Source organism: Mesorhizobium sp. WSM4871, from assembly GCF_055811295.1.
Window position 1 is genome coordinate 60,941 of record NZ_JBVVPU010000013.1, and the last position, 25,402, is coordinate 86,342.

A 25,402-nucleotide genomic window follows, 5' to 3' on the forward strand; every position below is an offset into this window, starting at 1 on the left:
TAACACTCGCTTCCGAAGAGAGACGGCGGAAAGGAATTGGTAAGCCGGCTTACTGCCCTAACGAAACGCGACCGCGACCTGCGACAAACGCCGATTGCCCGCGCTCAGTCTGACGGTCTGAGCGCCGTCTCGACCAGCCGCTTGGCGTCCGGGCTCGACCATTCGGCCGGGCCGTTCATATGCGCGATCAGGCAGCCTTCGCCATCAACCAGCATGGTGACCGGCAAGCCGAGCGCCAGGCCGCGCGTCTTGAGATCGTTGAACAGCGCCATCGTCGAATCGCGGTAGTAGTCGAGCGCCTCGATGCCGATATCCCTGAGGAACTTCTTCGGCTTGGCATCGTCTCCGGCATCGACATTGACCGCTACAACCTGGAAGGCGTCGCTGCCTTTGTCCTTTTGCAGCGCATCGAGCGCCGGCATTTCGGCGCGGCAGGGCGCGCACCATGTAGCCCACAGATTGAGCAGCACCGTTTTTCCCGCATGGTCGGCGAGCGTCATCGGCTTGCCGTCGGGGCCGTTGAAGGCGAGACTCTTCAGCGATTGCGGCGGGTCAGCCGGCAAAAGCGCCGCCACCTGGCCGGTGGCGGCCGCGGCGACCTTCTTGGCGCGGTCGGCCTTGGCGGCGCAGGCGACATCGTCCTTGCTGTCACCGGCAGCGACTTGTGCCGGGGCGTTGTTGCCAGAACCGCTCTCGCTGACATATACCGCGACCGCGCCCGCCAGCACGCCCGCCACCAGGGCGGCGAGGATAAGGCGCGGGGCCGGGAAGAATCTATTGCCGTCTGCCATGTCTTAAAAACTGCTCCGGAACAACGGGTTATAGCGATGAGCGACAAGAAGGCCAGCAACCAGATGTGGGGCGGACGTTTTGCCTCGGGTCCGGCCGCGATCATGGAAGCGATCAACGCGTCGATCTCGTTCGACCGCAAACTCTATGCGCAAGACATCAGAGGTTCGATCGCCCATAGCGAGATGTTGGCTGAAACGGGCATTATTTCGGCAGCCGATCAAGAAAAAATCGCTCACGGGCTGAACACGATCCTGACAGAGATCGAAGCCGGCACGTTCGAGTTCTCGACCCGGCTGGAAGACATCCACATGAATGTCGAGGCCCGCCTTGCCGAACTGATCGGCCCGGCCGCCGGCCGCCTGCACACCGCCCGCTCGCGCAACGACCAGGTGGCGGTCGACCTGCGGCTCTGGGTCAAGGACGAGTGTTTGCGCGTCGCCGAGGCGCTGAAAGGCCTGATCGCGGCCTTTCTGGAGCGGGCCGAGGAGCATGCGGCAACGGTGATGCCGGGCTTCACCCACATGCAGGCGGCGCAACCGGTGACCTTCGGCCATCACTGCATGGCCTATGTCGAGATGTTCTCGCGCGATTTGTCACGTGTTCGCGATGCCATCGAGCGGATGGACGAAAGCCCGCTCGGCGCCGCAGCCCTCGCCGGCACCAGCTTTCCCATCGACCGGCACAAGACGGCGAAGGATCTCGGCTTCCGCGAGCCGATGCGCAATTCTCTGGACAGCGTTTCGGACCGCGATTTCGCACTGGAATTCTTGGGCGTCGCGGCGATCTGCGCCACGCATCTGTCGCGGCTGGCCGAAGAGATCATCATCTGGTCGACGCCGCAATTCGGCTTCGTCAGGCTGTCGGACTCATTTTCCACCGGCTCCTCGATCATGCCGCAGAAGAAGAACCCCGACGCCGCCGAACTGGTGCGCGGTAAGACCGGCCGCGTCACCGGCCATCTGGTCGGCCTGCTGACCGTCATGAAGGGCATGCCGCTGACCTATGGCAAGGACATGCAGGAGGACAAGGAATCCGTATTCGACGCCGCCGAGACGCTCGACCTGATGCTGGCGGCGATGACCGGCATGGTGCGCGACATGACGGTCAACGCCGCAGCGATGAAAAAGGCGGCCGGCGCCGGCTATTCGACGGCCACCGATCTTGCCGACTGGCTGGTGCGCACGCTCGGCCTGCCGTTCCGTGAGGCGCATCACGTCACCGGCCGCGCTGTAGCACTGGCCGAGGAGAAAAAGGTTGGGCTCGACAGGCTTTCCCTCCAGGATCTGCAATGCGTTCATCCTGACATCACGGCTGATATCTTTTCGGTGCTTGCCGTGCAGAATTCGGTGAAGAGCCGCGTGAGCTTCGGCGGCACCGCACCGTCGGAAGTGAGGAAGCAGATACGCTATTGGAAAAAGCGGCTCGCCAAGGCCTGAGCCAGGGTGCAATGCGCCGAAAACTCGGCTAAAAGCGGCGGCACGCAAAAGTTTCGGACGGATGGATCGATGACCGGAAGCAGGATTTTGGTAACGTTGACGCTGCTGGCGGTGATCGCGACCGTTACGGCCTGCGGCAGGAAAGCCGGTCTCGACACGCCTTACGAGGCTGCCGTGCAGGCCCGCAAGGACGCCGAAAAGGCCAAGCAGCCGCTCCCGCCGGAGCCGGAAAAACCGGTCGAGGACAAGAAGTTCATTCTCGACCCGCTGCTCTAGCGTGATCCCGAACCGAAGGTCAGCGAAGCAAAAAGTTCCAGACTTTCGGACAGGATCACGCGAAAAAACAAGATCTAGAGCCGATGAGATCAGCCGATCGCAGCGTGCTCCAACTTCCGGAACCATTCTCGTGAACCATTTCGACTACCGCGACGGCGTGCTGCATGCCGAGGACGTCGCGATTTCAGATATCGCGGCCAGCGTCGGCACGCCTTTCTACTGCTATTCGACGGCGACGCTGACCAGGCATTTTCGCGTCTTCACCGACGCCTTTACCGGCCTCGACGCGCTGGTCTGCTATGCCATGAAGGCGAACTCCAACCAGGCGGTGCTGAAAACGCTGGCCAGGCTTGGCGCCGGCGCCGATGTGGTCTCGGAAGGCGAATTGCGCCGGGCGCTCGCCGCCGGCATTCCGGCCAACAAGATACTGTTTTCGGGCGTCGGCAAGACAGCGCGAGAAATGGATTTCGCGCTCTCGGCCGGCATCCTCTGCTTCAACGTCGAATCCGAACCGGAACTCGAGCTGCTGTCGGTCCGGGCCACCGCACTCGGCAAGGTCGCGCCGGTCTCGCTGCGCATCAATCCGGATGTCGATGCCAGGACGCACAAGAAGATCTCCACCGGCAAGGCCGAGAACAAGTTCGGCATTCCCTGGCAAAAGGCGCGCCAGGTCTACGCCCGCGCGGCCGAGCTGCCGGGCATCAAGATCACCGGCATCGACACCCATATCGGCAGCCAGATTACCGAGCTGCAGCCCTTCGACGACGCTTTCGCGCTGCTGGTCGAACTGGTCGGCACGCTGCGCGCCGACGGGCACGCCATCGAGCATATCGATCTCGGCGGCGGCCTCGGCATTCCCTACCGCGTCGACAACAGCCCGCCGCCGCTCCCGGACGCCTATGCCGAGATCGTCGGGAAGCACGTCACCAAGCTTGGACTGAAGGTTATGTTCGAGCCCGGCCGGCTGATATCAGGCAATGCCGGCATTCTCGTATCGGAAGTGATCTTCGTGAAGGAAGGCGACGCCAAGAACTTCCTCGTCGTCGATGCCGCGATGAACGATCTGGTCCGTCCGACACTCTACGACGCTTTTCACGACATAAGGCCGGTGGTGCAGCAGCCGGCAACGGCGCCGCGCATGACAGTCGACGTCGTCGGCCCGGTCTGCGAGACCGGCGACTATCTCGGTCTGGACCGCGACTTGCCCCGGCTCAAGTCCGGCGACCTCATCGCCATCGCCACCGCCGGCGCCTATGGCGCGGTGCAGGCCGGCACCTACAACAGCCGGCTTCTGGTGCCCGAGGTGCTGGTCGACGGCGATCGCTTCCACGTCGTGCGTCCGCGCCAGACCTATGACGAGCTGATCGGGCTGGATTCGCTGCCCGACTGGTTGAAATAGCCCCGGAATTCCAGAGCAGTCTACAATCGGTGCAGAACAAGCGCCCTTGTCTTGGCGATCCCGTCTTCGTCGCGGCGATAGAACGTCCACTGCTTGATCCGCTTGGCTTGCAGCAGGCCTGCCTGCGTGAGCACCCGCATGTGCTCGCTGAGTGTCGCCTGAGTAATGCCGAGTTTTTCGGCGATCAGCAGCGCGCAGACACCGTCCTCGACCAGATCGCCATCGGCTTGGCGTGGGAAATGGGCGCGCGGATCCTTCAGCCAGTCGAGGATATGCAGCCTGCGCTCGTTGGCGATCGCTTTGAAGACATCGACCTCTTGCATTTAGTCATTTTGCTAAGTTACTAAGTAATGTCAATCCCGGGAGGCGAGAACAAGCCATGCCAAATACGATCACGCGCGAACGCATTGCCGCCGCGGAAACGCGCATCCGGCCCTTCGTGCGCCGCACGCCGGTGCTGCGCGTCGACATGGCCGATTTCGACCGCCCGGCTCTCGGCGTCGACCTGAAGCTCGAATGCCTGCAGCATTCCGGCTCGTTCAAGGCGCGCGGCGCGTTCACCAATCTTCTCGAGCGGGCCGTGCCGAAGGCTGGCGTCGTCGCGGCATCGGGCGGCAATCATGGCGCCGCCGTCGCCTATGCCGCCATGCGGCTTGGCCACAAGGCGACCATCTTCGTTCCCGAGGTGAGCCCGCCGGCCAAGCTCGACCGTATCCGCGGCTATGGCGCCGATCTGATTGTCGGTGGCGCCCGCTACGCCGAGGCATTGGCCGCCAGCGAGAGCTTCGCCGAAAAGACCGGCGCATTGCAGATCCACGCCTTCAACCAGGAGGAGACATTGGTCGGGCAAGGCACGCTCGGCCTCGAGATCGAAGCCGAGCTGCCCAAGCTCGACACGCTTCTGGTCGCTGTCGGCGGCGGCGGGCTGATCGGCGGCATCGCCGCCTGGTTCGCCGGCCGCATCAGGATCATCGCCGTCGAGCCGGAAGGCGCGCCGACGCTCTACCGCGCCTTCGAGGCCGGGCGGCCGGTCGACGCGCCGGCCGAAGGCATCGCCGCGGATTCGCTGGCGCCCAAGCGCGTCGGCGAAAAGATGTTTCCGATCGCCGAGGCCTTCGTCGAACGTTCCATACTGGTCAGCGACGACGACATCATTGCAGCGCAGGCGGCACTTTGGGACCGGGTGCGAATCATCTCCGAGCCCGGCGGCGCGGCGGCCTTCGCGGCCCTCCTGTCGGGCCGCTACGTGCCGTCTGAGGGCGAGCGTATTGCCGTTCTGGTCTGCGGCGCGAACACGAATCCGGCGAAATTCTGACGATAATGGCTGCAATCCCCTTCACGTTTTTGGGAACCGCCTCGCCTTCGCCGTGTTTGTTGCTATTCTTCTACCCGTGAGGTTCGGGCTATCCCGCCCGACCAGGAAGGGCCGATGACGCAACGACCCACCTTCACCAGCGATCGCAGCCTGGCCGGGCGCCTTGCCCTGAGCCGGCTGGCGACGCGGGTTTCCATGACGGTCGAGTGCGGCTGGCCGTTGCTGCTGCCGCTGATCATCATCGCCAGCCTGTTCCTCAGCGTCTCGTGGCTCGGCCTCTTCCCTCTCCTGCCCGACATGGCGCGCATCGGCGTCGTCGCGGCATTCGCCATCGCAGCCCTTGGCGCACTCTACCCCTTGCGTTTCTTCCGGATGCCGTCCAGCGCCGAAGTCGACCGGCGTATCGAGGCGGCCAATGAACTGCTGCACAGCCCGGTGCTGGTGCAGACCGACCGTCCGAGCGGCAAGGAAAGCGGCTTTTCGCAGGCGTTGTGGCGCGAGCACCAGAAACGCATGGCCGAAAAGCTCGACCAGCTCGGCGCCGACCTGCCACGCACGCGCGTACCCGAGCGCGACCCGTGGGGACTGCGCGCCGTGGCGGCGCTTCTGCTCGTTACCGCTTTTGCCTTTTCCTTCGGGCCGTCCGGCGGTCGCATGACGGACGGATTCAGCGCCAATGCGGCGCGCGACGTGGTACCGCCGCGCGTCGACGCCTGGGTGACGCCGCCTGCCTATACCGGCAGGCCGCCGATCTTCCTTACGGCCCCTGTCTCCACGGCCGCCAACGCCACCAACGTCAATCAGGCGGCGCCCGCCTTCACCGTGCCGGAAGGCAGCGACGTGTCGCTGCGCGTCACCGGCGGGTCGGGCGAGGAAACGCTGAGCTATGCCGACGCCAGCGGCAATGCCCGCGCCATCGACCCGCAGGCCGCGGCAGCCAAGCCGCCGGCAAACCCGGCGCCTCCTTCCCCCGTGGCGCCCTCCACCGTGCGCCAGTTCACCGGCAAGCTTACGGCCAACGGCACGCTGACGCTGAAATCGGCTGACGACGAACTTGGCCGCTGGGCCTTCGCGGTGATCCCCGACAAGCCGCCGCAGATCCGCTTCGTCGGCGAGCCCAAGCGCGCCGCCAATGGCGCTTTCGAACTCAACTACCAGATCGATGACGACTATGGCGCGGCCTCGGCCAAGGCGAGCTTCGCCTTGGCCGACCCGCAGGCGCCGAATGCGCGTCCGCTCTATGGCCCGCCCGAAATGCCATTGGCCTTGCCGCGCCGCGGCGGCAATGCCGCCAAGGCCACGAAGGACCTGACCGAACATGTCTGGGCCGGCGGCAAGATCAAGCTGACGCTTGTCGCCACTGACGATGCCGGACATACGGCAACCAGCGAAACCAAGACGCTGGTGATGCCGGAGCGGCCATTCTCCAATCCGCTGGCGCGCGCCGTGATCGAGCAGCGCCGGATGCTGGCGCTCGACGCCAATGCCAAGAGCCGGGTGCTCGACCTGATGGACGCGATCACGCTTCGGCCCGAAGACACGTTCGACAACATGGCTCACTACCTCGCCATCATGAGCGCGCGCAGCCGCCTGAAGATGGCCGACAGCGACGACAAGTTGCGCGACGAAGTGTCTTATCTCTGGGAGATCGCGCTCGGCATCGAGGAGGGCAATCTGTCGGCGGCCGAGAGGCGGCTGCGCCAGGCCCAGCAGGCGCTGCAGGATGCCATCAAGAACGGTGCCAGCGACGAAGAAATCGACAAGGCGATGAAGGAACTGCGCGAGGCGATGAACCAGTTCCTGCAGGAATTCGCGGCGCGCGCGCAGCAGAATCCGAATGCGCCTCAGATGCAGCAGAACGGCCAGGAACTGCGCCAGAGCGACATCGAACGCATGATGGACCAGATCGAGAATCTGGCGAAATCAGGCGATCGCGACAACGCGCAGCAACTGCTCTCGCAACTGCAGGACATGATGAACAATCTGCAGGCCGGGCGCCAGCAACCGGGCGGTGGCGAGCAGGACAGCGAGATGCGCCAGCAGATGGACAAGCTCGGCGAGATCATGCGGCGCCAGCAGGAGATGATGAACGACACGTTCCGCATGGACCAGATGCAGCGTGGCGAGCGCCAGCGCGGCCAGAATCGCGACGAGCAGCTCGGTGAGAATGGCGAGCAGGGTCCGATGGGCGAACAGGGCAAGCCCGGCCCGGGCGATGATCGCGATCCGCTTGGCCGGCCGAAGCCGATGACGCCGCAGGAATTCGCCGATGCGCTGAAGCAGTTGCAGGAGGGTCAGGGCAAGCTGCAAGGCGACCTCGATCAGCTGAAGAAAGGGCTGGAAGGCATGGGGCTCGAGCCCAGTGAGGGATTTGGCGATGCCGGCAAATCCATGGGCAATGCCGAACAGTCGCTTGGCGAAGGCGACGGCGATCAGGCTGTCGGTCATCAGGGCCGCGCGCTGGAGGCGTTGCGCAAGGGCGCCAAGGACATGATGAAGCAATTGCAGGCCATGCAGGGCGACCAGGGCGGCAACGGAGAAGGCGGCCGCCAGCAGAATGCCGACCGCGACCCGCTCGGCCGGCCGCGCGCCACCCAAGGTCCCGATTTCGGCGAATCGGTGAAGGTGCCGGACGAGATCGACGTCCAACGCGCCCGCCAGATTCTCGAAGCGATCCGCAAGCGGCTCGGCAATGCGCTCAGCCCGGATATCGAACGCAGCTATCTGGAGCGGCTGCTGGAGCTGAAATAACTCCCCTCACCCCATCGCCTTAAGCATGAACCACTGAGACCACTATGGTGAAACTCGGCGCCGTCACCCCGATCCTGCGCATCTTCGACATCGCCAAGGCGCATGAATTTTATGTCGGCTTTCTCGGCTTTGAGGTGCAGTTCGAGCACCGCTTCGACGACAACGCTCCCCTCTATATGGGGATTTCGCGTGACGGCTGCGTGCTGCATCTGAGCGAACATCACGGCGACGGCGCGCCAGGCGTCCACGTGCGGATCGAGGTGACCGACATTGCGGGGCTGCACCGCGAATTGACGACCAGGAATTACCGTTTCGCCAGGCCGGGGCTTGAAGAGACGCCGTGGAAGACGAGGGAAATCACTGTCGGCGACCCATTCGGCAACCGGCTGACCTTCTATGAGGGCATCCGGTAGCAACTTGCTCTACCGGTTGGTGAACGCCTCGCGGATCGCCTCTTGCATGCCGTCTATGGCCTCGCCGGAAGCGTTCGGGTTGCGGCGCAGCACGACATTCGAGGCGTCGATGTCGCAGAACCCGTCGGCGGCGGCGAGTTCCCGGCAACCGGCCGGTATGTTGCTGCGCGAGATCGGCGCGATCGCCAGCCCGGAGGTGACGGCGAGCTTGAGGCCGCCATTGGTATCGCTGGTATAGGCGACGCGATAGGCGAGACCGCGCTGCTCCAGTGACTTGATGGCGAAATCCTTGCACCAGCCGGCGTGGTTGTAGAGCGCGATCGGCACCGGGCGCTCCTCATGCATGTGATGCAGTTCCGACGTTACCCACACGGTCGGATCCTGCATCAGCACCTCGCCGCCGGAAAGATCCTGCCATTCGAACACCACCGCCAGATCGAGCTCGCCGGTGGCGAGCGCCGCTATCTGGGCACCGGAATGTGCATAGCGCACGGTAACTTCGACCTGAGGATGGCGCTTGGCGAAGGCGCCGAGCGCGCGCGACAGGATGGCGTGACCATATTCTTCCGGGATGCCGATGCGCACCGGTCCGCCAAGCGGCGCCGCGGCCATCGACGCCGCGGTCTCCTCGAGCAGCGACACGATGCGCCGGGCGTTGCCGATAAGCTCACCGCCGCGCCGCGTCAGCGCCACGCCGCGCGAGCCGCGCTCGAACAGGCTGTCGCCGACCAGGCTTTCCAGCTTCTTCATCTGCATCGAGACCGCCGACTGGGTGCGGCCGGCCTGCTCGGCTGCCTTGGTGAAATTGCCGGTGTCGGCAACCGCGACGAAGGTGCGCAACAGGTCACTGTCGAGGGTTGGCCGCATGCTATCCGCCATAAGAAAATCTGATTGCAGGCATCATTCCAATTCGTTTGCAACATGTCAAACGCGAGAAGATACTTCATCCACCCATTGGATATGCGGCCGCGAAATCGGCCGCGGACCAATCTGAAGAGTCCTCACTCATACCCGCTGCCCGAAACGGTGGCGGGTTCTTTTTACCCCAAAGTAGGCCCGGTCTTCGAGGCCGCGCGCAAGGAGCCTGTGAAATCGCATGCAGAACCGGATCGTCCTCGGCATGGCAAGCCTTTGCCTCGGCGTGCTGGTGTTCTCGCTCCAGGATCCATTGGTCAAGGCCGTATCGAGCACCTATCCGGTGACCGAGGTGATGGCCATTCGCTCGATCGTCGCCCTGCCGATCCTGATCTTTCTCGTCCACGCCGATGTCGGATTGCAGGCAATACTTTCGAAGCGGTTTGGCATGCTGACGATGCGCGCCTTCATCCAGTTCTCGTCCTACACGGTCTACTATCTGGCGATCGCCGCCCTGCCACTGGCCGACGCGGTGGCGCTTTACTTCATGGCGCCGCTGTTCATCATGGCCCTGGCCGGACCCTACCTTGGCGAACATGTCTCCTGGCGGACGCTGGCCACTGTCCTGGTCGGCCTGCTTGGCGTGCTGGTGATGTTGCGCCCGGGCGCCGGGCTGTTCGACTGGGCGGCGCTGCTGTCGCTGGCCTCGGCGGCGCTTTACGGTTTTTCGCAACTGATGGCCCGCAAGATCGGCGACACCGAATCCTCCACCGTCATGGCGTTCTACCAGAACGGCGCCTATCTGGTGGGCGCTGCGGTGGTCGCCGGGTTGTTTTGGATGGCCGGCATAACCCATGCGGTCCACCCCAGCCTCGAATTCCTGGTCAGGCCATGGATCTGGCCGACAATGGCCGATTTCCTCAAGATGGGCGCCTGCGGCTTCGTCGCCTCGGCCGGGATGATCCTGTTGTCGCAGGCCTACCGGCTGGCGCCCGCCAACCGCGTCGCCACCTTCGAATACACCGGCATCATCTGGACGCCGCTGTGGGGTTTCCTGTTCTTTGCCGAGGTGCCGCGAGCGACCACCGTCATCGGCGCGGCCCTCATCATCGGCGCCGGTCTGTTCGCGCTTAATGCCAGCCGGCGTCTGACCGGCGAACCGGCAATTGCGGCGACCTGCGATCCCGCATGAACCCGATCAGGCGAAACAGGCAAGCGCCTGTTCGACACGCGCGCGGATTTCGGCCAGCGTGAACGGTTTCTGGACGACGTCGCGAATGATGCCGTTCAGTTCCTCGGCGCGCTCGCGCTGGTCGGCATAGCCGGTCATCAGCATGATCTTCATCGCCGGGAAGAGAGCGGCCGACGCCTTGGCCATCTCGATGCCATCCATCTCCGGCATGCGGATATCGGACAGCACGAGGTCGTAGCCGCCAGATGCGGCGCGGATCAGGGCAAGCCCTTGCGCGCCATCGGCGGCGATGTCGATCACATGCCCGGCGCGTTCGAGCGCGCGGGCCGCGAGGGTGCGAACGGACTCATCGTCCTCGACAATCAGGAGCTTTGCCATGGCGCGAATACTTGGCGAGGAAAAGTTGACTTTTCCTGAACCAAGAACGGCATCAATCTAGGCGTCGCCTTTGACGACGCCGACGAACGGCAGCTCACGAAAGGCGTGGGCGACATCCATGCCGTAGCCGACGACGAAATAGTCGGGGCAGTCGAAGCCGACATAGTCGGCGTTGAGCGCGGTCTGGCGGCGCATGCGCTTGTCGAGCAACACGGCGATGGCGCAGCTTCTGGCGCCGCGCGACAGCATCAGGTCGCGGGTGAAGGACAACGTCTTGCCGGATTCGAGAATGTCGTCGATCAACAGCACGTCGCGGCCGGCGACCTCATTGTCGATATCGCGCAGCACCTTCACCTCGCCGCTGCTGGTACCCGCGCCGTAGCTGGAGATGAAGATGAATTCCACCTCGGGCGACAGGCCGACATCGTGCATGGCGCGAATGAGATCGGCGGCGAAGATGAACGAGCCCTTCAGCACCGAGATCACCAGAAGATCCTGGTAATCGTGCCCGGCGATCTCCTTGGCCAGTTCGAGATTGCGGCGGGCGATCGCCGATGCCGAAAACAGGACTTCGATGTCCTTGCCGCGCACGATTGGCATTCTTTGCTTTCCTAGCTGGCGAACGTCACCGAGACCGCCTTAACGCCATTTCTAGGCACATCGAGTCTGCTGGAAAAGCCAAATCTTTCGCCAGGCGCCAGCGGCCGATTGGATGCCCCCAACGTGTAGCGGGTGATGCGGCCGTCATTGCCGATGACCCGGATTTCCAGCGGCGGCAATTGCGCAGCCTTGGCCCCGTCATTGGTCGCCTCGGCGTTGACAAGCAACACCGGATCGGGACCGGAGGCATCGACGCGGGAAGTGACGCCGGAAATGCTGAGCGCGACGCCGGCCGGCTGTTCAACAGCCCAGAAAGGCGCATGGCGCACCAGCGTGTGGCCACCCGAGACCCAGAAGGCCGCAAAGGCGGCGCTGAGGCCGGCAATCCAGAAGATCGGCCCGCCGCGCGATGCCAGCGGCCGCTCCGCGGCGGCTTCCGCCTTGCGAAGCATGTCCATGCCTTCGATCGATGGCGTGTCGATCACGCGCGAAGGCGGCGGCGACGGATCGATATCGGCGGCAGCGCGGGATACCACTTCGTAGTCGGCTTCGACAATGTCGGCGGCTGGGCCACGCATGACGCGTTCCGGCACGACGGCCGTATCCGTCATGATTTCGCCGGAAACCGGGCGCGCGGTTCGATCCTCAGCCATCATGGCCAACACTGCACCACTTGTTTGCTCTTCGTTTCTTTTGCGTAAATGGAAATGGTTAACGCTTCCCCACCGGAACCGCTGTGACGAACCGAAAAACATCGAAAATTAACCAAGGGTTAACCATGCCGGCCGATGGTCTTTTCCAGGAAAAGGCTGGCGTTTCGCCACCGCAAGTTTCAGGTCGTCGAACGTGATCCGCTTCGAAAATGTCGGCCTCCGCTATGGCATGGGTCCGGAAATCCTCCGCGACATTTCCCTGCACATACCGGAGCGTTCCTTCCAGTTCCTGAGCGGGCCTTCGGGCGCCGGCAAGACGACGCTGCTGCGGCTTTTGTTCATGTCGCTCAAGCCGACACGCGGGCTGATCACCATTTTCGGCAAGGACCGTTCGCGGATCTCGCGCGCCGAACTGCCGCATCTGCGGCGTCGCATCGGCGTAGTGTTCCAGGATTTTCGACTGCTCGACCACATGACGACCTACGAGAATGTCGCCTTGCCGTTGCGCGTGCGCGGGCGCGAGGAGATGAGCTACCGCACCGACGTCACCGAATTGCTGAAATGGGTCGGCCTTGGCGAACGCATGCATGTGCTGCCGCCGGTGCTGTCGGGTGGCGAGAAGCAGCGCGCCGCCATCGCCAGGGCGCTGATCGAGCAGCCCGAGATCCTGCTGGCGGACGAGCCGACCGGCAATGTCGATCCGCCATTGGCTCGGCGTCTGCTCAGGCTGTTCATCGAACTCAACCGGCTGGGCACCGCGGTGGTGATCGCCACGCACGACCTCGGCCTGATGGAACAGGTCGACGCACGGCGCATGATCCTGGCCGGCGGGAGGCTGGATATCTATGACTGACCTTCCCGCCGAACATCTTAGGGATCAGGGCATCGAAGAGGCCGGGATAAAACCCCGCGCCCAGCGCAAGATGGCGCCGATCGTGCCGGCGCAGAACATCGCCGGCCGGGCGCTGCTGCTGGTCATCGCCATCATGACGTTCCTCACCTGCCTGACCTTCGGCGCGGTGACGCTGGTGCGCGACACCGCCTCGGTCTGGGAGAACCAGATCTCGCGCGAGGCGACGATCCAGATCAAGCCAGTCGACGGTCTCGACATGGAGGCAGCCCTTGCCCAGGCCTCCGGGATCGCCGGTGAATTCCCGGGCGTCAAGGCCACAAGGATCATCGACCGCGACGCTACGGCACGGCTTTTGGAGCCGTGGCTGGGTTCGGGTCTCAACATCGACGAACTGCCGGTGCCGCGTCTGATCATCGTCACCATCGACGAGAACAACCCGCCCGACTTCGCCGCCATGCGCGCGGCGATCACGCCGAAGCTGCCGAGTGCGTCCCTCGACGACCATCGCACCTGGGTCGACCGTCTGGTGGCCATGGCCCGCACCACGGTGACCATCGGCATCGCCGTGCTGGCGCTGATGCTGTCGGCAACCGTGCTCACCGTGGTATTCGCCACGCGCGGCGCCATGGCCGGCAATGGCCATATCATCGAGGTGCTGCATTTCGTCGGCGCCGAGGCGCGCTTCATCGCTCGCGAATTCCGCCAGCATTTCCTGGTCACCGGCATGAAGGGCGCGGCCGCCGGCGGTGCGGCGGCAATCCTCGTCTTCATCGTCTTCTCATGGTGGTCGTCGCGCAACATGGCGACGCCGCAGGCCGACCAGGCGACTGCCCTGTTCGGCAATTTCGCTATCGGTTCGGCAGGCTATTTCGGCGTCGCCCTCATGGTGCTGGTCGTCGGCGCGCTGACGGCGGCAACCTCCCATGTCACCGTCGTTGCCTATCTCAGCGACATCGATGTTCGCCAGCCGGACGGCGGCTAATGCATGCTGCCCAACGACGACATGCGCAAAAGTACCGATCACGGATGGAAACCTGCCGTAACGCAAAGTGCGACTTCGACCTATCAAAGGCCGCAATTCGGGGTTAACCATGAGATGATGGACGCGAGGGACTCGATCGATACGGCTGGACGCATGCCAGTTCTGGTCATGCCGTCGCGTGGCTTTGGCAAACTTGGCCGGCTAAGTTCCGTCATCCGTGTCTGCGCTTATACCCTGATCGCGCTCATAGCGGTTTTTGTCGGCGGCTTTGCCTTCTTTGCCAATACCGTCAGTCACCTGACGACGCCTGCCAATCCGGTCAAGGCCGATGCTATCATCGTTTTGACCGGGGGCCAGTCGCGCCTTGACGCGGCGATGAACCTGCTTGCGTCCGGCAAGGGCGAACGGCTGCTGATCAGCGGCGTGCATCCATCCGCCAGCCGCCGCCAGCTTCAGGCCGCGACCGGCGGTGACAAGAAGCTGTTTTCCTGCTGCGTCGACATCGACCGCGCCGCGCTCGACACGATCGGCAATGCCGAGGAAAGCGCCAAATGGGTGGAAGACCACGCCTACGGCACCGTGATCCTCGTCACCAACAACTATCACATGCCGCGCAGCCTGCTGGAGATGGGCAGGCTCTTGCATGGCGCCAAGCTTGAGCCCTACCCGGTGGTCAACACCAATCTCGACAATGGCGGCTGGCTGACCAAGCCCCGGGCATTGCGCGTGCTGTTCACTGAATACAACAAGTACCTGCTGGCGCTGGCGCGCGGCATCGTGCCGGTGAAGCCGACGCCTGACGGCATCGCGCTGGCCGAGGCTGCCGCACCGAATTAAGCCGCCCTTGGACCCGGAGCGACAGCATTATTCTTTGCCCGCAGTGCTTGGAATGCCGCGCAGGCGCGCGATCTCCTGTTCGAGCAAGTCGATACGCTTGTCCCGCTCGGCCAGCGCCGCGGCCACGTCGGCCGCTTCGAACCGTTGCGGGATGTGCTGCGGGCAATTGGCATCCCAGGCCGAGACCGTGAACAGGATGATCTGCTCGGGCCTAGCCTTGTAGCCTTCCGGCATCAGCTTCGCCATCAGTTCCGCATCATCCTCGACCACGCGCGCTCTGCCCCAGAGCTTGATGCGCTGCCGGTGCGCATAGTCGATCAGGAACAGGAAGGCGCGCGGATTATCGGCCAGATTGCCCTGGGTGATGAATTGCCTGTTGCCGGCGAAATCCGCGAAACCGATCGTCCGCTCGTCGAGCACCTTGAGGAAGCCGGCCGGCCCGCCGCGATGCTGGATATAAGGCTGGCCCTCGCCATTGGCCGTCGAGAGGAAGACGCTGGTCTGCGCCTCGATGAAGGCGGCGAGATCGGGCGTGATACTGGCCTGCCAGCCGCCGCGCTCCTCGACCCGGGCATAGGCCTCGCGAGAGCCTTTGCGAGCCTGGATCGCCTTGACGGTCGGTGTAAAGGCGACGTCGCTGGTGAAAGCATGGGCGTTCATGAAGCCTCCTTCAGGCAGAGCCTCGAACCATAATCCGCTCTAAATAGAACCTTCCATCTTTCGGATGCAGATGGCATATTTGCAATCTATCCTTCCATTTTCCGGAAGAACCTATGGATCGTTTCGAAGCCATGTCGCTTTTCGTCGCCGCCGCGGAAGCCGGCAGCCTTTCGGCCGCGGGGCGCCATTTCGGCATTCCGCTCGCAACGGTCAGCCGCAAAGTCTCCGATCTGGAGCGGCATCTGGAGACGCGTCTCCTGAATCGCTCGACGCGGCGGCTAACGCTGACCGATGCCGGCCAAGCCTATCTCGCCGCCTGCCGCCGCATTCTGGGTGAGGTCGGCGAGGCCGAGCGTGCCGCTGCCGGCGAATACAGCACACCGACCGGCGAATTGATCGTCACCGCGCCGATCGTCCTTGGCCGCCTGCACGTGTTGCCGGTCGTCACCGGCTTCCTCGCAGCCTACCCCGACGTGGACATCCGCCTGACGCTTGCGGACCGGATAACCCAGTTGATCGAGGAGCATATCGATCTCGCCATCCGCATCGGCCAGCTTCCCGATTCGAGCCTGGTCGCCATCCGCGTCGGCTCGATCCGTCGCGTCGTCTGCGCGAGCCCGACCTATCTCGCCGAACACGGCACGCCGAAGACCCCGAGCGACCTTGCCGCGCACAGTTGCATCGCCTTCGAGGGGCTGACCTCTCCCGCCACATGGACTTTCGCCACAGGCAAGACCGAACGCGCCGTCACGATCCGCTCCAGGCTTCGGGTCAACACCGCGGAAGCGGCGATCGATGCCGCGATTGCCGGTGTCGGGGTTACAAGGGTGCTTTCCTACCAGATCGCCGCCGCGGTGCGCTCGGGCACGCTCTGCCCGGTGCTGGAGGCGTTCGAGCCGCAGCCATGGCCGGTGAACCTCGTGCATGCCGGCCAGGGCCTGCTGCCGGTGAAGCTGCGCGCCTTCCTCGATTTCGCCGCCCCACGCCTCAGGGAGCGCCTGGCGCAGGCGACGTGGTAGACTGGGAGAAGAAGCTGAACTGCAGCTCATTGCCGGCCGGACCGATCCGCGCCATCGTGCCGTTTCCTTTTTGCCCGCGCTTGGTGTAACCAACGCACACTTCCTCACCGGGCACTTCCCACATGCTCTATATCCGCTCGCTGGCGTTCAACCTCGTCTTCTACGTCAATTTGATCGTCCAGATGATCCTCTGGACGCCCTACTATTTTCTGTCGCCTCGCCACCGCGCCTGGTTCGTGCCGAAATTCTGGTCGCGCACCTCGATGTGGCTCTACGACAAGATCGCCGGCACCGGAAACGACATTACCGGGCTGGAAAACCTGCCCGAAGGCTCCTTCATCCTGGCGCCCAAGCACCAGTCCTTCTGGGACGCGATCGCCTTCTTCCCCTTCCTCAAGGACCCCCTCTATATCCTCAAGCGCGAATTGACCTGGATCCCCTTCTTTGGCTGGTACATCATGAAGATGCGGATGATCCCGGTCGACCGCGGCAGCCGCTCGAAAGCGCTCAAAGCGGTGGTCGCCGCCACCAGGCAGGAGATGGCGCGCAACCCGCGCCAGCTGATCATCTATCCCGAGGGCACGCGCCGGGCGCCGGGCGACGAGCCGGCTTACAAATACGGCATCGTCGAGCTCTACGCGCAGCTTGGCGTGCCAGTGGTGCCGGTCGCTCATGTTGCAGGCCTCTATTGGCCACGCCGGAAATTCATGCGCTATCCCGGCACGATCAAGGCCCGCTTCCTGCCACCGATCCCGCCCGGACTGGACAAGGAGGCATTCATGGAACGGCTGATCAGCGAGACGGAAGCCGCTTGCGACCAGCTGCTCGTCGAAGCCTCACGCTCGCCAAACCCGCCACCCATGCCGCCAACGGCGGTGAAGCGGCTGGCTGAACTGGGCGCGGCCGCGAAACAGAAAGCCTGATTCAGATTTTTTCGGCCGAAATGGATTGACCTCAAGAAAACGCAGCCAGCGCCGTGGTTAAGACCAGCGTCGCCGCGAAGATCAAATTGATGATCCGCGAGGCGCGCGGCCTGCGCAGGAAGCGCGCAAACGCTGCCCCGGCGAGAAGCCACAGGACGTGGATAGCGACGATCATCACGGCCACGACCACCAGTTTGAGCCGCGTGTCGAGGTCGGACGTACCGGCGAACACGGCGGCAATCGCCACATAGGCTTTTGGGTTGGCGATGGCCAGCAGGAACCCGCCCAGGAAGGTGGGAAGCGCGGCCCCGACGGCGCGCGCCGCCACGGGCGGGGCCGTTGCGATCTTGAAGGCAAGGTAGAGGATGTAGGCCGCTGACGCCGCGGTCAGCAGCGGCGTCAGTTTCGGTACAGAGGCGAGCACTGCCATGACGCCCGTCGTCACCACCAAAAGCACCGCAATGGTGCCAACGATGACGCCCCAGGTGTAGCGGAGCGATTGGCGCAGGCCGAAGGCGGCCGCGACAGCGGTGACGCTTATCGTCGCCGGCCCCGGACTGCCCATGACGACCGTCGATGCCAGGACAAGCGCGAGCAAGTGCTGCCATAGTTCCGGATTGGAGAGGGTCTGCTCGGCCACCTGCCGTCCCCGCATCTTGCGACGATGAAGGGACGGTATGGCAGGGCCGCGCCGGATGTCTTGAACGATCGTGCATCCCAGCCGGGATGCCTAAATTTAGTGCTGGAATGTCCAGGGAGGACAAGCAGCTTGAGATTTGGGCTACGCGCTCGCTTTGTCGAGTTCGGCCATGTCGTCCGGTCCGAGCTTCAACGATGCCGCGCGTACCAGGCTGTCGATCTGATCGAGCGTCGTGGCGCTGGCGATCGGGGCGGTCACGCCGGGTCGCGCTATCACCCAGGCGAGCGCCACTTCCGCCTGTTTGGCCGAATGCCGGGCCGATACCGCATCGAGGGCGGCCAGGATGCGCATGCCGCGCGCATTGAGATAATCCTTGACGCCATCGCCGCGCGCGCTTTTGCCGAGATCGGCCTCGCTGCGGTACTTGCCGCTCAAAAACCCCTTGGCGAGGCTGAAATAGGTGATCACACCGATATTCTCGGCCACGCACAGATCGTGCAGCGCGCCGTCGAAGGACGAGCGGTCGTAGAGATTGTATTCCGGCTGCAAGACCTCGTAACGCGGCAGGCCCCGCAGGCTCGCAACGTCGAGCGCGGCACGCAACTGCCCGGCATCGAGGTTCGACGCGCCAGCGTAGCGGATCTTGCCCTTGGCCAGGAGCTTCTGGTAGGCGCCGAGCGTTTCCTCGTAAGGCGTGGCCGGATCCGGCCAGTGCGACAGATACAGATCGACAACATCGGTCTGCAGCCGCTTCAGCGACGCGTCTATGGCTTTCTCGATATAAGCGGCGGAAAGGTCCTTCCTGCCCTGCCCCATATCCGACCCGACCTTGGTGATCACCACGACCTTGTCGCGATTGCCGCGGCTCTTCATCCATTTGCCGATGATGGTTTCCGATTCGCCGCCCTTGTTGCCGGCAATCCAGCGCGAATAGGAATCGGCGGTGTCGATGGCGTTGAGGCCGGCGTCGACGAACCGGTCGAGCAGGTCGAAGGAGGTTTTCTCGTCGGCGGTCCAGCCGAAGACGTTGCCGCCCAGAACCAGCGGCGCGATGGACAGGTCGGTTTGACCGAGACGACGTTTCTGCAAGGCTGATCTCCATGAGGATGGGAAAGCTCGGACGGGAACGCGCCCGACTGCGCTTAACCTATGTCGTGCGGCACGGAGGTCAAAGGCCAGGTCGTCCTTTACACCCCACCAGTGCTTCACAAAGGCGCGACCTGTCGCGCCACCTCTTCCAGCCAATGGTCACGGATGCCCAGCGCCTCGAGATGCTCCAGCGTGTTCGATACATAGTCCTCGTTCTTTCCCGACCGGCCGACGGCGCCGCGAACCACGCGCGCCGCGTCCGCTTCATCCAGCGCGCCGGCATATTGCTCATGGTCGCGGTCGACGACATAGGCGACCGCCTCGACCGTCCTGTCCGCGCCTGTATCGCTGTCGTCGAGGCGGACCCGCAGCATGCGCTCGAGATAGACACTGGTGACCAGCTCGCGCTCACGCAGATAGGCGATGACTTCGTCGCGCAGGTCACCGGGGACGCGGAAAGCCAGTCCGACGCAGGAGCCGCCGCGATCGAGGCCGAGCACCAGGCCGGGCCGCTCGCGCGTGCCGCGATGCACATAGGAATAGACGCAGAGCGACCGGCGGTAGCCGTGGAGGCGCGCGCGCCGCGTCTCGACATGCGCAAATCCCGGCCGCCAGATCAGTGAACCATAGCCAAAAACCCAAAAATCGCCCATATCGCCAAGCCTGACTGCAGCACCGCACCGGAATCGGTGTCTTTTCAATCGTCTCCGTCTATCTCTGTTGCCGGAAGCGATTCCTGCAACACGCGTTAACGAGAGCCGCAGCATGACGTCAAGTGAAGAGCGCCCGCCGAATTTTCGCCGCCGCCTCTTCTGGCTTGCCGCCTTCGTTGCGGTGCTGTTCGGCATCTACAGCGCCGGCTGGTTCTACCTGGCCGACAAGGTCAGGAGCGAAACCGACAAGGCCGTCACCGAGCTCAACGGCAAGGGCATCGAGGCTGACTGCGCCAATCTCACAGTCGGCGGCTATCCGCTGAGCTTTGCCATTTCCTGTGACAATCTGGCGTATCAGGACGACAACAGGAACGTCGCCGTTTCGAGCGGCAGCCTCAATGCCGTCACGCGGATCGACCGGATCCTGTCGCCTTTTGCCGAATTGCGCGGGCCGCTCAGAACCTCGTTTCCGGGTATGGCGCCGCTGTGGATCGACTGGGACAATCTGCAGGCGAACGCAAAATTGTCCTGGCCCCTGCCGCGGCGCGTTTCGCTGGAGACCGAAGGCCTGTCCGGCCAGACCGACCCGGCCGACGGCACCGATCCGGTCGAACTGTTCAGCGCCGGGACGGCGGCCGGGCAACTCAGTCCGAATGGCCAGGACATCGGTTATGTCGGGAGTTTTACCGATCTCGAAATCGACCCGGATGCCATCGATGGGCGCGTGCTGCCGCCGCTCAACGGCAGCGGCGAGGTGACCTTGAAGAACGGGCTGGCGCTGATCAAGATGCAAGCCAGGAGCCTGCGCGGCCAGGCTGTCGACATCACCAAGCTCGATCTGTCGTCGGGAACCGCACGTATCACCGTTTCCGGACCGGTGTCGGTCAACACCGACGGCCTGATCGACGCCAACCTGATGATCAAGCTGAACGACCCGAAAGCCGTTGCGGCAATCCTCGGCGCGGCTATCCCAGAGCAGAAAAGACAGATTGAAACCGGCTTTGCCGGACTGGCCCTGCTCGGCAACGAACCGTCGATGCCGCTGAGGATCGTCAAGGGCAAGGCCTCGCTGGGTTTCATCCCGCTGGGCAAGATCAAGCCGGTCGACTGACCCCATGAAAAAACCGGTCAGGCTCCTCAGCGTTGGCGCGTTTACCCAAGACACCATCCTTCGTGTCGAGACCCTGCCCGTGCATCAGGGCAAGTTCATAGCCACCGATGGTGTCCAGATCGCCTCGGGCATGGCGACAAGTGCCGCCTGCGCCGCGCGACGCCTCGGCGCGGCGGTATCGCTCTGGGCCAGCGCCGGGGACGACGCCGTCGGCGATCGTCTCATCGCTGAGGTCGAGGCCGAAGGCGTCGATTGCAGTCTTGTCCGGCGAATTCCCGGCGCGCGATCGGCACTGGCCGCCATCCTGGTCGATGCCCATGGCGAGCGTGTCATCGTCCCTTTCTACGACACGCGCACGCAGGCCGATCCCGTGGCGCTGCCTGTCGCGGATCTCACGGCCTTCGATGCCGTGCTGGTCGATGTGCGCTGGCCGGGCGCCGCCGCCCTGGCGCTGGCGGCGGCGCGCGCCATCGGCCGGCCGGCGATACTGGACGCCGACACCGCGCCGCTCGAGGTACTGGAGCATCTGCTGCCGCTGGCCTCGCACATCGTTGCTTCGGAATCGGCCGCGCGCATCGTCTGTGGCCAGGCCTTGGACCCGGAGACCGCCTGCGCCGATCTCGCCAGCCGCACGGACGCCTTCGTCGCGGTGACCGGCGGAGCGGCGGGAAGCTGGTGGTTCGATCGCCCGGCGCAATCCGTGCGCCATGTCGCGGCGCCGCGGATCAAGGCGGTGGACACTTTGGCCGCTGGCGACGTGTTTCACGGCGCCTTTGCCGTCGCATTGTCGGAAGCCATGCCGGTCGAGCAGGCCTTGCACTTTGCCAGCGCCGCCGCCGCGCTCAAATGCCTGCGTTTCGGCGGCAGGCTGGGCGCGCCGGACCGGGCCGAGACGCTGGCCATGATGGCGGCTCACTGGCCGGCCGACTGACGGCCCGCCGCCGAGACGGACTACTGCTTTACAGGATGCTCGACCGCCTGTCGGCCGAAATCCGGCGCATCGATATCCTGGCCTGCCTCGATGATCGAGCGGCGCACGGCGCGGGTGCGGGTGAACAGGTCGAACAGTTTCTCGCCGTCACCCCAGCGGATCGCTCGCTGCAGCGAGGCGAGGTCTTCCGAGAACCGCGCCAGCATTTCGAGGATGGCGTCCTTGTTGTGCAGGCAGACATCCCGCCACATGGTCGGGTCGGAAGCGGCAAGGCGAGTGAAGTCGCGAAAGCCGGAAGCCGAATATTTGATGACTTCGGACTTGGTCACCGACTGCAAGTCGTCGGCGGTGCCGACGATGTTGTAGGCGATGATGTGCGGCAGATGCGAGACGATAGCCAGCGTCATGTCGTGATGCTGCGGATCCATCGTGTCGATGTTGGACCCGCAGCGGCGCCAGAATTCCGAAAGCTTTTCCAGGGCCACGGGGTCGGTGCCGGGCAGCGGCGTAAAGATGCACCAGCGGTTTTCGAACAACTCGGCGAAGCCGGCGTCCGGCCCCGACTTTTAGGTGCCGGCCAGCGGGTGGCCAGGGATGAAATGCACGCCGTCGGGCACATGCGGCTCGATCTGTGCGATGACCGACGCCTTGGTGGAACCGACATCGGTGAGGATGGCGCCCTTTTTCAGTGCCGGCGCAATCTCCTCCGCCACTTCGCCCGAGGACCCGACCGGCACCGAGACGATGACCAGATCGGCATCGCGGACCGCTTCCCTGGCATCCATGGTGTAGGAGGAGCCGAGGTCCAGGTCGCTGGCCCGCGCCAGCGTGGTTTCGCTGCGCGTCGCGATGGCGACATGCAGGGCCAGGCCCTCGCGGCGGATGACGCGGGCCAGTGACGAGCCGATCAGGCCGATGCCGACCAGCGCGATCTTATCGAACATCGGTGATGTCATTGTCTCAGCTTTTCAGGAATGTCGTGAGTGCGGCGACAACGCCGCGATTGGCCTCTTCGGTGCCGATAGACATGCGCAGCGCATGCGGGAAGCCGTAGCCGGAAACACGCCGCAATATGTAGCCGCGCTGGGTGAGATAGTCGTCCGCGGCGGCCGCCGAATGCTTCTTGTCCTCGGGAAAATGGATGAGGATGAAATTGCCGACGCTCGGCGTCACCCGCAGCCCGAGCTTTGTCAGCTCCTCGCTCAGCCAAGCAAGCCAGGTTTCGTTGTGCGCGACGCTGCGCTCGACATGGGCACGGTCGCGGATCGCGGCAATGCCGGCCTCGATCGCCGTCGCATTGACGTTGAAGGGACCGCGAATGCGGTTGATCGCATCGACGATGTGCATGGGCCCGTACATCCAGCCGATCCGCGCGCCGCCAAGCCCGAGCTTGGAGAAGGTGCGGGTCATGACCACGTTCTCGGTTCCGCCGACCAACTCGATGCCGGCTTCATAGTCGTTGCGGCGCACATATTCGGCGTAAGCCGCGTCCAGCACCAGAAGCACGTTTTTGGGCAGCCCGGCATGCAGCCGACGCACCTCCTGGAACGGCATATAGGTGCCGGTCGGGTTGTTGGGATTGGCGAGAAAAACGATCCTGGTACGCGGTGTGATGGCCGCCAATATCGCATCGACATCGGCGCGCTCGTCGGTTTCCTTGACCGACACCGGGACAGCACCTGCCGACTGGATATAGATCTTGTAGACCATGAAGGCGTGTTCGGTGAAGATAGCTTCGTCGCCCGGCGCCAGATAGGTCTGCGCCAGCAGGCCCAGAATCTCGTCGGAACCATTGGAACAGATGATGTTTGCCGCATTCAGGCCGTGCACCTCGGCGATCGCCTCGCGCAGGCGCCTGGCGGTGCCGTCGGGATAGACGTCGAGCCTGGCTGCGACCTCGCGCGCGGCCTCTATCGCCTTCGGCGAGGGACCGAGCGGGTTCTCGTTCGACGACAATTTGTGGACTTTCGCCACGCCGGCCGGCGCCGTGCTCTTGCCCGGCACATAGGCTTCGATGTCCATGATCCCCGCGCGGGGCGTTGGCCGTGCCTTGTCCGGTGTCTGGTTCATGTCGTAAAAATCCGTCGAGAGTGCTTCCGTCCGGAAGCCGCAGCGGAAATACAAGCCATGGCCCGGAATGTCGAGAGGTGGCAAATCATGGCCGTTGACGCCGGCCCGCGCCGGTCTTAGAAGAGAGTGAAATTCCGTGGTGATTTGGCCGGTCGGCTTGCAGCCACGTTAAACAACTCGCTAAAGGGCCGTTTGCATCCTGTAACCGGCTTTGCGATGGCATTGCCGGTTTTTTGTTGTCCGCGGCCGGCCGGACGACCGCATCGGCGCGACGATCGCAAGCGATCTTCGCAAGGCCGTGTAAGAGGATGTGATGGCCGCTCTGCGCGCTCGAAAAACCAATAATGAGGCCGACCAGCCATCGAGCCCGGTATTGCGTTTCGGCGCCGACAAGCCGCTCAAGCTCGACGCCGGCGCGCTGCTGTCGCCGTTCCAGATCGCCTACCAGACCTACGGCACCCTCAATGACGCCCGCTCCAACGCCATCCTCGTCTGCCACGCCCTGACCGGCGACCAGCATGTCGCCAACACCAATCCGGTGACCGGAAAGCCCGGCTGGTGGGAGGTGCTGATCGGCCCTGGCAGGATCATCGACACCAACCGCTTCTTCGTCATCTGCTCCAACGTCATCGGCGGCTGCCTCGGCTCCACCGGTCCCGCCTCGATCAATCCCGCCACCGGCAAGCCTTACGGGCTCGATCTGCCGGTCATCACCATCCGCGACATGGTGCGGGCGCAGCTCATGCTGATCGACCATTTCGGCATCGAAAAACTGTTCTGCGTGCTCGGCGGCTCGATGGGCGGCATGCAGGTGCTGCAATGGGCGTCGAGCTATCCGGAACGCGTCTTCTCGGCGCTGCCGATCGCCACCGGCGCCCGCCATTCCTCGCAGAACATCGCCTTCCACGAGGTCGGCAGGCAAGCTGTCATGGCCGACCCGGACTGGCATGGCGGCAAATATTTCGAGCTAGGCAAGCGGCCTGAAAAGGGGCTGGCGGTGGCGCGCATGGCCGCCCACATCACCTATCTGTCGGAGGCGGCACTGCATCGGAAATTCGGCCGCAATCTGCAGGACCGCGAAGCACTCACCTTCGGTTTCGACGCCGATTTCCAGATCGAAAGCTACCTGCGCCATCAGGGCATGACCTTCGTCGACCGTTTCGACGCCAATTCCTATCTCTACATGACCCGTTCGATGGACTATTTCGACCTTGCCGCCGACCATGGCGGACGGCTGGCCGACGCCTTCGCCGGCACCAAAACCCGCTTTTGCCTGGTCTCTTTCACCAGCGACTGGCTGTTCCCGACCGAGGAAAGCCGCTCGGTCGTCCATGCGTTGAACGCGGCAGGCGCTTCGGTCTCCTTCGTCGAAATCGAGACCGACCGCGGCCACGACGCCTTCCTGCTCGACGAGCCGGAGCTGTTCGCCGCCATCAATGGCTTCATTGCCTCGGCCGCGCGCGCCAGAGGGCTCAGCGCATGACCCCGAAAAGTTGCCGACTTTCCGGATCGGGACCATGCGCCAGGCATCAGCGCATGACCCCGAAAAGTTGCAGACTTTTCGGATCGGGATC

Annotated in this window: 26 protein-coding genes, 1 pseudogene and 1 riboswitch; of the genes and pseudogenes, 15 read left to right on the top strand and 12 right to left on the bottom strand. The window is 64.0% G+C overall.

Annotated features, from left to right (window positions below; all coding sequences use genetic code 11):
• Positions 1-104: 104 nt before the first annotated feature.
• Positions 105-791 carry a thiol:disulfide interchange protein TlpA gene (gene tlpA / locus AC0L2H_RS24880; RefSeq protein ID WP_473592737.1) on the bottom strand — a complete coding sequence of 229 codons (687 nt, stop codon included), beginning with the start codon at positions 789-791 and terminating at the stop codon, positions 105-107.
• A gap of 36 nt (positions 792-827) precedes the next feature.
• On the opposite strand from tlpA, the gene argH reads away from it, so the two are divergent.
• The 3 genes from argH to lysA all read left to right on the top strand — a co-directional run bounded on the left by argH (position 828) and on the right by lysA (position 3,903).
• Complete coding sequence (argH, locus tag AC0L2H_RS24885) at positions 828-2,228, top strand: argininosuccinate lyase (RefSeq protein ID WP_473592738.1); 1,401 nt, start codon at positions 828-830, stop codon at positions 2,226-2,228.
• A 69-nt stretch (positions 2,229-2,297) separates the two neighbouring features.
• Positions 2,298-2,504 carry a lipoprotein gene (locus AC0L2H_RS24890; RefSeq protein ID WP_473592739.1) on the top strand — a complete coding sequence of 69 codons (207 nt, stop codon included), beginning with the start codon at positions 2,298-2,300 and terminating at the stop codon, positions 2,502-2,504.
• A 130-nt stretch (positions 2,505-2,634) separates the two neighbouring features.
• A complete protein-coding gene (gene lysA / locus AC0L2H_RS24895) occupies positions 2,635-3,903 on the top strand; it encodes a diaminopimelate decarboxylase (protein ID WP_473592740.1) in 1,269 nt (422 codons plus the stop codon).
• Positions 3,904-3,923: 20 nt separating this feature from the next.
• Here the strand turns inward: lysA and AC0L2H_RS24900 are convergent, their stop codons facing one another.
• Entirely contained in the window at positions 3,924-4,226 is a 303-nt protein-coding gene (locus tag AC0L2H_RS24900; protein ID WP_473592741.1) for an ArsR/SmtB family transcription factor, read from the bottom strand.
• Between the two features lie 56 nt (positions 4,227-4,282).
• Between AC0L2H_RS24900 and AC0L2H_RS24905 the strand changes: the two genes are divergently transcribed.
• The 3 genes from AC0L2H_RS24905 (at position 4,283) to AC0L2H_RS24915 (ending at position 8,382) form a co-directional block, all read left to right on the top strand.
• Complete coding sequence (locus AC0L2H_RS24905; RefSeq protein WP_473592742.1) at positions 4,283-5,218, top strand: threonine/serine dehydratase; 936 nt, start codon at positions 4,283-4,285, stop codon at positions 5,216-5,218.
• Between the two features lie 114 nt (positions 5,219-5,332).
• Entirely contained in the window at positions 5,333-7,969 is a 2,637-nt protein-coding gene (locus tag AC0L2H_RS24910) for a TIGR02302 family protein (protein WP_473592743.1), read from the top strand.
• A 44-nt stretch (positions 7,970-8,013) separates the two neighbouring features.
• On the top strand, positions 8,014-8,382 hold the full coding sequence (locus AC0L2H_RS24915) for a glyoxalase superfamily protein (RefSeq protein ID WP_473592744.1): 369 nt from the start codon (positions 8,014-8,016) through the stop codon (positions 8,380-8,382).
• A 9-nt stretch (positions 8,383-8,391) separates the two neighbouring features.
• Here the strand turns inward: AC0L2H_RS24915 and AC0L2H_RS24920 are convergent, their stop codons facing one another.
• On the bottom strand, positions 8,392-9,249 hold the full coding sequence (locus AC0L2H_RS24920) for a LysR family transcriptional regulator (protein WP_473592745.1): 858 nt from the start codon (positions 9,247-9,249) through the stop codon (positions 8,392-8,394).
• A 229-nt stretch (positions 9,250-9,478) separates the two neighbouring features.
• On the opposite strand from AC0L2H_RS24920, the gene AC0L2H_RS24925 reads away from it, so the two are divergent.
• A complete protein-coding gene (locus AC0L2H_RS24925; RefSeq protein ID WP_473592747.1) occupies positions 9,479-10,429 on the top strand; it encodes a DMT family transporter in 951 nt (316 codons plus the stop codon).
• A gap of 6 nt (positions 10,430-10,435) precedes the next feature.
• Here the strand turns inward: AC0L2H_RS24925 and AC0L2H_RS24930 are convergent, their stop codons facing one another.
• The 3 genes from AC0L2H_RS24930 to AC0L2H_RS24940 are packed head-to-tail and all read right to left on the bottom strand — an operon-like array spanning position 10,436 to position 12,063.
• A complete protein-coding gene (locus AC0L2H_RS24930) occupies positions 10,436-10,807 on the bottom strand; it encodes a response regulator (RefSeq protein ID WP_473592749.1) in 372 nt (123 codons plus the stop codon).
• Positions 10,808-10,864: 57 nt separating this feature from the next.
• Positions 10,865-11,407 carry a hypoxanthine phosphoribosyltransferase gene (hpt, locus tag AC0L2H_RS24935; protein ID WP_473592751.1) on the bottom strand — a complete coding sequence of 181 codons (543 nt, stop codon included), beginning with the start codon at positions 11,405-11,407 and terminating at the stop codon, positions 10,865-10,867.
• Between the two features lie 11 nt (positions 11,408-11,418).
• On the bottom strand, positions 11,419-12,063 hold the full coding sequence (locus tag AC0L2H_RS24940; protein WP_473592752.1) for a hypothetical protein: 645 nt from the start codon (positions 12,061-12,063) through the stop codon (positions 11,419-11,421).
• A 190-nt stretch (positions 12,064-12,253) separates the two neighbouring features.
• Here AC0L2H_RS24940 and ftsE point away from each other — a divergent pair, with 190 nt between their 5' ends.
• From ftsE to AC0L2H_RS24955, 3 genes are all read left to right on the top strand, one after another.
• Positions 12,254-12,913: a cell division ATP-binding protein FtsE gene (gene ftsE / locus AC0L2H_RS24945; RefSeq protein ID WP_006328438.1), complete on the top strand. Its 660-nt coding sequence runs from the start codon at positions 12,254-12,256 to the stop codon at positions 12,911-12,913.
• Positions 12,906-13,895 (top strand): cell division protein FtsX, encoded by a 990-nt coding sequence (locus AC0L2H_RS24950; RefSeq protein ID WP_473592754.1) that lies wholly within the window; start codon positions 12,906-12,908, stop codon positions 13,893-13,895. Before ftsE ends, AC0L2H_RS24950 begins: the two co-directional genes overlap by 8 nt.
• Before the next feature lie 153 nt (positions 13,896-14,048).
• A complete protein-coding gene (locus AC0L2H_RS24955; protein ID WP_473592756.1) occupies positions 14,049-14,732 on the top strand; it encodes a YdcF family protein in 684 nt (227 codons plus the stop codon).
• A 27-nt stretch (positions 14,733-14,759) separates the two neighbouring features.
• On the opposite strand, the gene AC0L2H_RS24960 is transcribed toward AC0L2H_RS24955, so the two are convergent.
• Complete coding sequence (locus AC0L2H_RS24960) at positions 14,760-15,392, bottom strand: pyridoxamine 5'-phosphate oxidase family protein (protein WP_473592758.1); 633 nt, start codon at positions 15,390-15,392, stop codon at positions 14,760-14,762.
• Positions 15,393-15,505: 113 nt separating this feature from the next.
• Here AC0L2H_RS24960 and AC0L2H_RS24965 point away from each other — a divergent pair, with 113 nt between their 5' ends.
• A complete protein-coding gene (locus AC0L2H_RS24965) occupies positions 15,506-16,411 on the top strand; it encodes a LysR family transcriptional regulator (protein ID WP_473592759.1) in 906 nt (301 codons plus the stop codon).
• Positions 16,412-16,533: 122 nt separating this feature from the next.
• Entirely contained in the window at positions 16,534-17,334 is an 801-nt protein-coding gene (locus AC0L2H_RS24970) for a lysophospholipid acyltransferase family protein (RefSeq protein ID WP_473592760.1), read from the top strand.
• Positions 17,335-17,365: 31 nt separating this feature from the next.
• Here the strand turns inward: AC0L2H_RS24970 and AC0L2H_RS24975 are convergent, their stop codons facing one another.
• The 3 genes from AC0L2H_RS24975 to AC0L2H_RS24985 all read right to left on the bottom strand — a co-directional run bounded on the left by AC0L2H_RS24975 (position 17,366) and on the right by AC0L2H_RS24985 (position 19,716).
• Complete coding sequence (locus AC0L2H_RS24975; RefSeq protein ID WP_473592761.1) at positions 17,366-17,989, bottom strand: LysE family translocator; 624 nt, start codon at positions 17,987-17,989, stop codon at positions 17,366-17,368.
• Between the two features lie 126 nt (positions 17,990-18,115).
• Positions 18,116-19,063: an aldo/keto reductase gene (locus AC0L2H_RS24980; protein WP_473592762.1), complete on the bottom strand. Its 948-nt coding sequence runs from the start codon at positions 19,061-19,063 to the stop codon at positions 18,116-18,118.
• Positions 19,064-19,179: 116 nt separating this feature from the next.
• Positions 19,180-19,716, bottom strand: coding sequence for a gamma-glutamylcyclotransferase (locus tag AC0L2H_RS24985; protein WP_473592763.1), 537 nt, complete (start codon positions 19,714-19,716; stop codon positions 19,180-19,182).
• A 112-nt stretch (positions 19,717-19,828) separates the two neighbouring features.
• On the opposite strand from AC0L2H_RS24985, the gene AC0L2H_RS24990 reads away from it, so the two are divergent.
• Together AC0L2H_RS24990 and AC0L2H_RS24995 are read left to right on the top strand one after the other, a co-directional pair.
• Complete coding sequence (locus tag AC0L2H_RS24990) at positions 19,829-20,827, top strand: DUF2125 domain-containing protein (protein ID WP_473592764.1); 999 nt, start codon at positions 19,829-19,831, stop codon at positions 20,825-20,827.
• A 4-nt stretch (positions 20,828-20,831) separates the two neighbouring features.
• On the top strand, positions 20,832-21,758 hold the full coding sequence (locus AC0L2H_RS24995) for a sugar kinase (RefSeq protein ID WP_473592765.1): 927 nt from the start codon (positions 20,832-20,834) through the stop codon (positions 21,756-21,758).
• A 20-nt stretch (positions 21,759-21,778) separates the two neighbouring features.
• On the opposite strand, the pseudogene AC0L2H_RS25000 reads toward AC0L2H_RS24995, so the two are convergent.
• Together AC0L2H_RS25000 and hisC are read right to left on the bottom strand one after the other, a co-directional pair.
• Positions 21,779-22,714: pseudogene (locus AC0L2H_RS25000) on the bottom strand (prephenate/arogenate dehydrogenase family protein).
• A gap of 4 nt (positions 22,715-22,718) precedes the next feature.
• Entirely contained in the window at positions 22,719-23,828 is a 1,110-nt protein-coding gene (gene hisC, locus AC0L2H_RS25005) for a histidinol-phosphate transaminase (RefSeq protein WP_473592766.1), read from the bottom strand.
• A gap of 126 nt (positions 23,829-23,954) precedes the next feature.
• Positions 23,955-24,032: riboswitch (SAM riboswitch) on the top strand.
• Between the two features lie 109 nt (positions 24,033-24,141).
• Between hisC and metX the strand changes: the two genes are divergently transcribed.
• A complete protein-coding gene (metX, locus tag AC0L2H_RS25010) occupies positions 24,142-25,311 on the top strand; it encodes a homoserine O-acetyltransferase MetX (protein ID WP_473592767.1) in 1,170 nt (389 codons plus the stop codon).
• Positions 25,312-25,402: the final 91 nt, after the last annotated feature.

Coding starts and splice junctions, on each gene's coding strand:
- tlpA (WP_473592737.1), bottom strand. CDS start 791: ATGGCAGACGGCAATAGATTCTTCCCGGCCCCGCGCCTTATCCTCGCC.
- argH (WP_473592738.1), top strand. CDS start 828: ATGAGCGACAAGAAGGCCAGCAACCAGATGTGGGGCGGACGTTTTGCC.
- AC0L2H_RS24890 (WP_473592739.1), top strand. CDS start 2,298: ATGACCGGAAGCAGGATTTTGGTAACGTTGACGCTGCTGGCGGTGATC.
- AC0L2H_RS24900 (WP_473592741.1), bottom strand. CDS start 4,226: ATGCAAGAGGTCGATGTCTTCAAAGCGATCGCCAACGAGCGCAGGCTG.
- AC0L2H_RS24905 (WP_473592742.1), top strand. CDS start 4,283: ATGCCAAATACGATCACGCGCGAACGCATTGCCGCCGCGGAAACGCGC.
- AC0L2H_RS24910 (WP_473592743.1), top strand. CDS start 5,333: ATGACGCAACGACCCACCTTCACCAGCGATCGCAGCCTGGCCGGGCGC.
- AC0L2H_RS24915 (WP_473592744.1), top strand. CDS start 8,014: ATGGTGAAACTCGGCGCCGTCACCCCGATCCTGCGCATCTTCGACATC.
- AC0L2H_RS24920 (WP_473592745.1), bottom strand. CDS start 9,249: ATGCGGCCAACCCTCGACAGTGACCTGTTGCGCACCTTCGTCGCGGTT.
- AC0L2H_RS24925 (WP_473592747.1), top strand. CDS start 9,479: ATGCAGAACCGGATCGTCCTCGGCATGGCAAGCCTTTGCCTCGGCGTG.
- AC0L2H_RS24930 (WP_473592749.1), bottom strand. CDS start 10,807: ATGGCAAAGCTCCTGATTGTCGAGGACGATGAGTCCGTTCGCACCCTC.
- hpt (WP_473592751.1), bottom strand. CDS start 11,407: ATGCCAATCGTGCGCGGCAAGGACATCGAAGTCCTGTTTTCGGCATCG.
- AC0L2H_RS24940 (WP_473592752.1), bottom strand. CDS start 12,063: ATGATGGCTGAGGATCGAACCGCGCGCCCGGTTTCCGGCGAAATCATG.
- AC0L2H_RS24950 (WP_473592754.1), top strand. CDS start 12,906: ATGACTGACCTTCCCGCCGAACATCTTAGGGATCAGGGCATCGAAGAG.
- AC0L2H_RS24955 (WP_473592756.1), top strand. CDS start 14,049: ATGCCAGTTCTGGTCATGCCGTCGCGTGGCTTTGGCAAACTTGGCCGG.
- AC0L2H_RS24960 (WP_473592758.1), bottom strand. CDS start 15,392: ATGAACGCCCATGCTTTCACCAGCGACGTCGCCTTTACACCGACCGTC.
- AC0L2H_RS24965 (WP_473592759.1), top strand. CDS start 15,506: ATGGATCGTTTCGAAGCCATGTCGCTTTTCGTCGCCGCCGCGGAAGCC.
- AC0L2H_RS24970 (WP_473592760.1), top strand. CDS start 16,534: ATGCTCTATATCCGCTCGCTGGCGTTCAACCTCGTCTTCTACGTCAAT.
- AC0L2H_RS24975 (WP_473592761.1), bottom strand. CDS start 17,989: ATGCGGGGACGGCAGGTGGCCGAGCAGACCCTCTCCAATCCGGAACTA.
- AC0L2H_RS24985 (WP_473592763.1), bottom strand. CDS start 19,716: ATGGGCGATTTTTGGGTTTTTGGCTATGGTTCACTGATCTGGCGGCCG.
- AC0L2H_RS24990 (WP_473592764.1), top strand. CDS start 19,829: ATGACGTCAAGTGAAGAGCGCCCGCCGAATTTTCGCCGCCGCCTCTTC.
- AC0L2H_RS24995 (WP_473592765.1), top strand. CDS start 20,832: ATGAAAAAACCGGTCAGGCTCCTCAGCGTTGGCGCGTTTACCCAAGAC.
- hisC (WP_473592766.1), bottom strand. CDS start 23,828: ATGAACCAGACACCGGACAAGGCACGGCCAACGCCCCGCGCGGGGATC.
- metX (WP_473592767.1), top strand. CDS start 24,142: ATGGCCGCTCTGCGCGCTCGAAAAACCAATAATGAGGCCGACCAGCCA.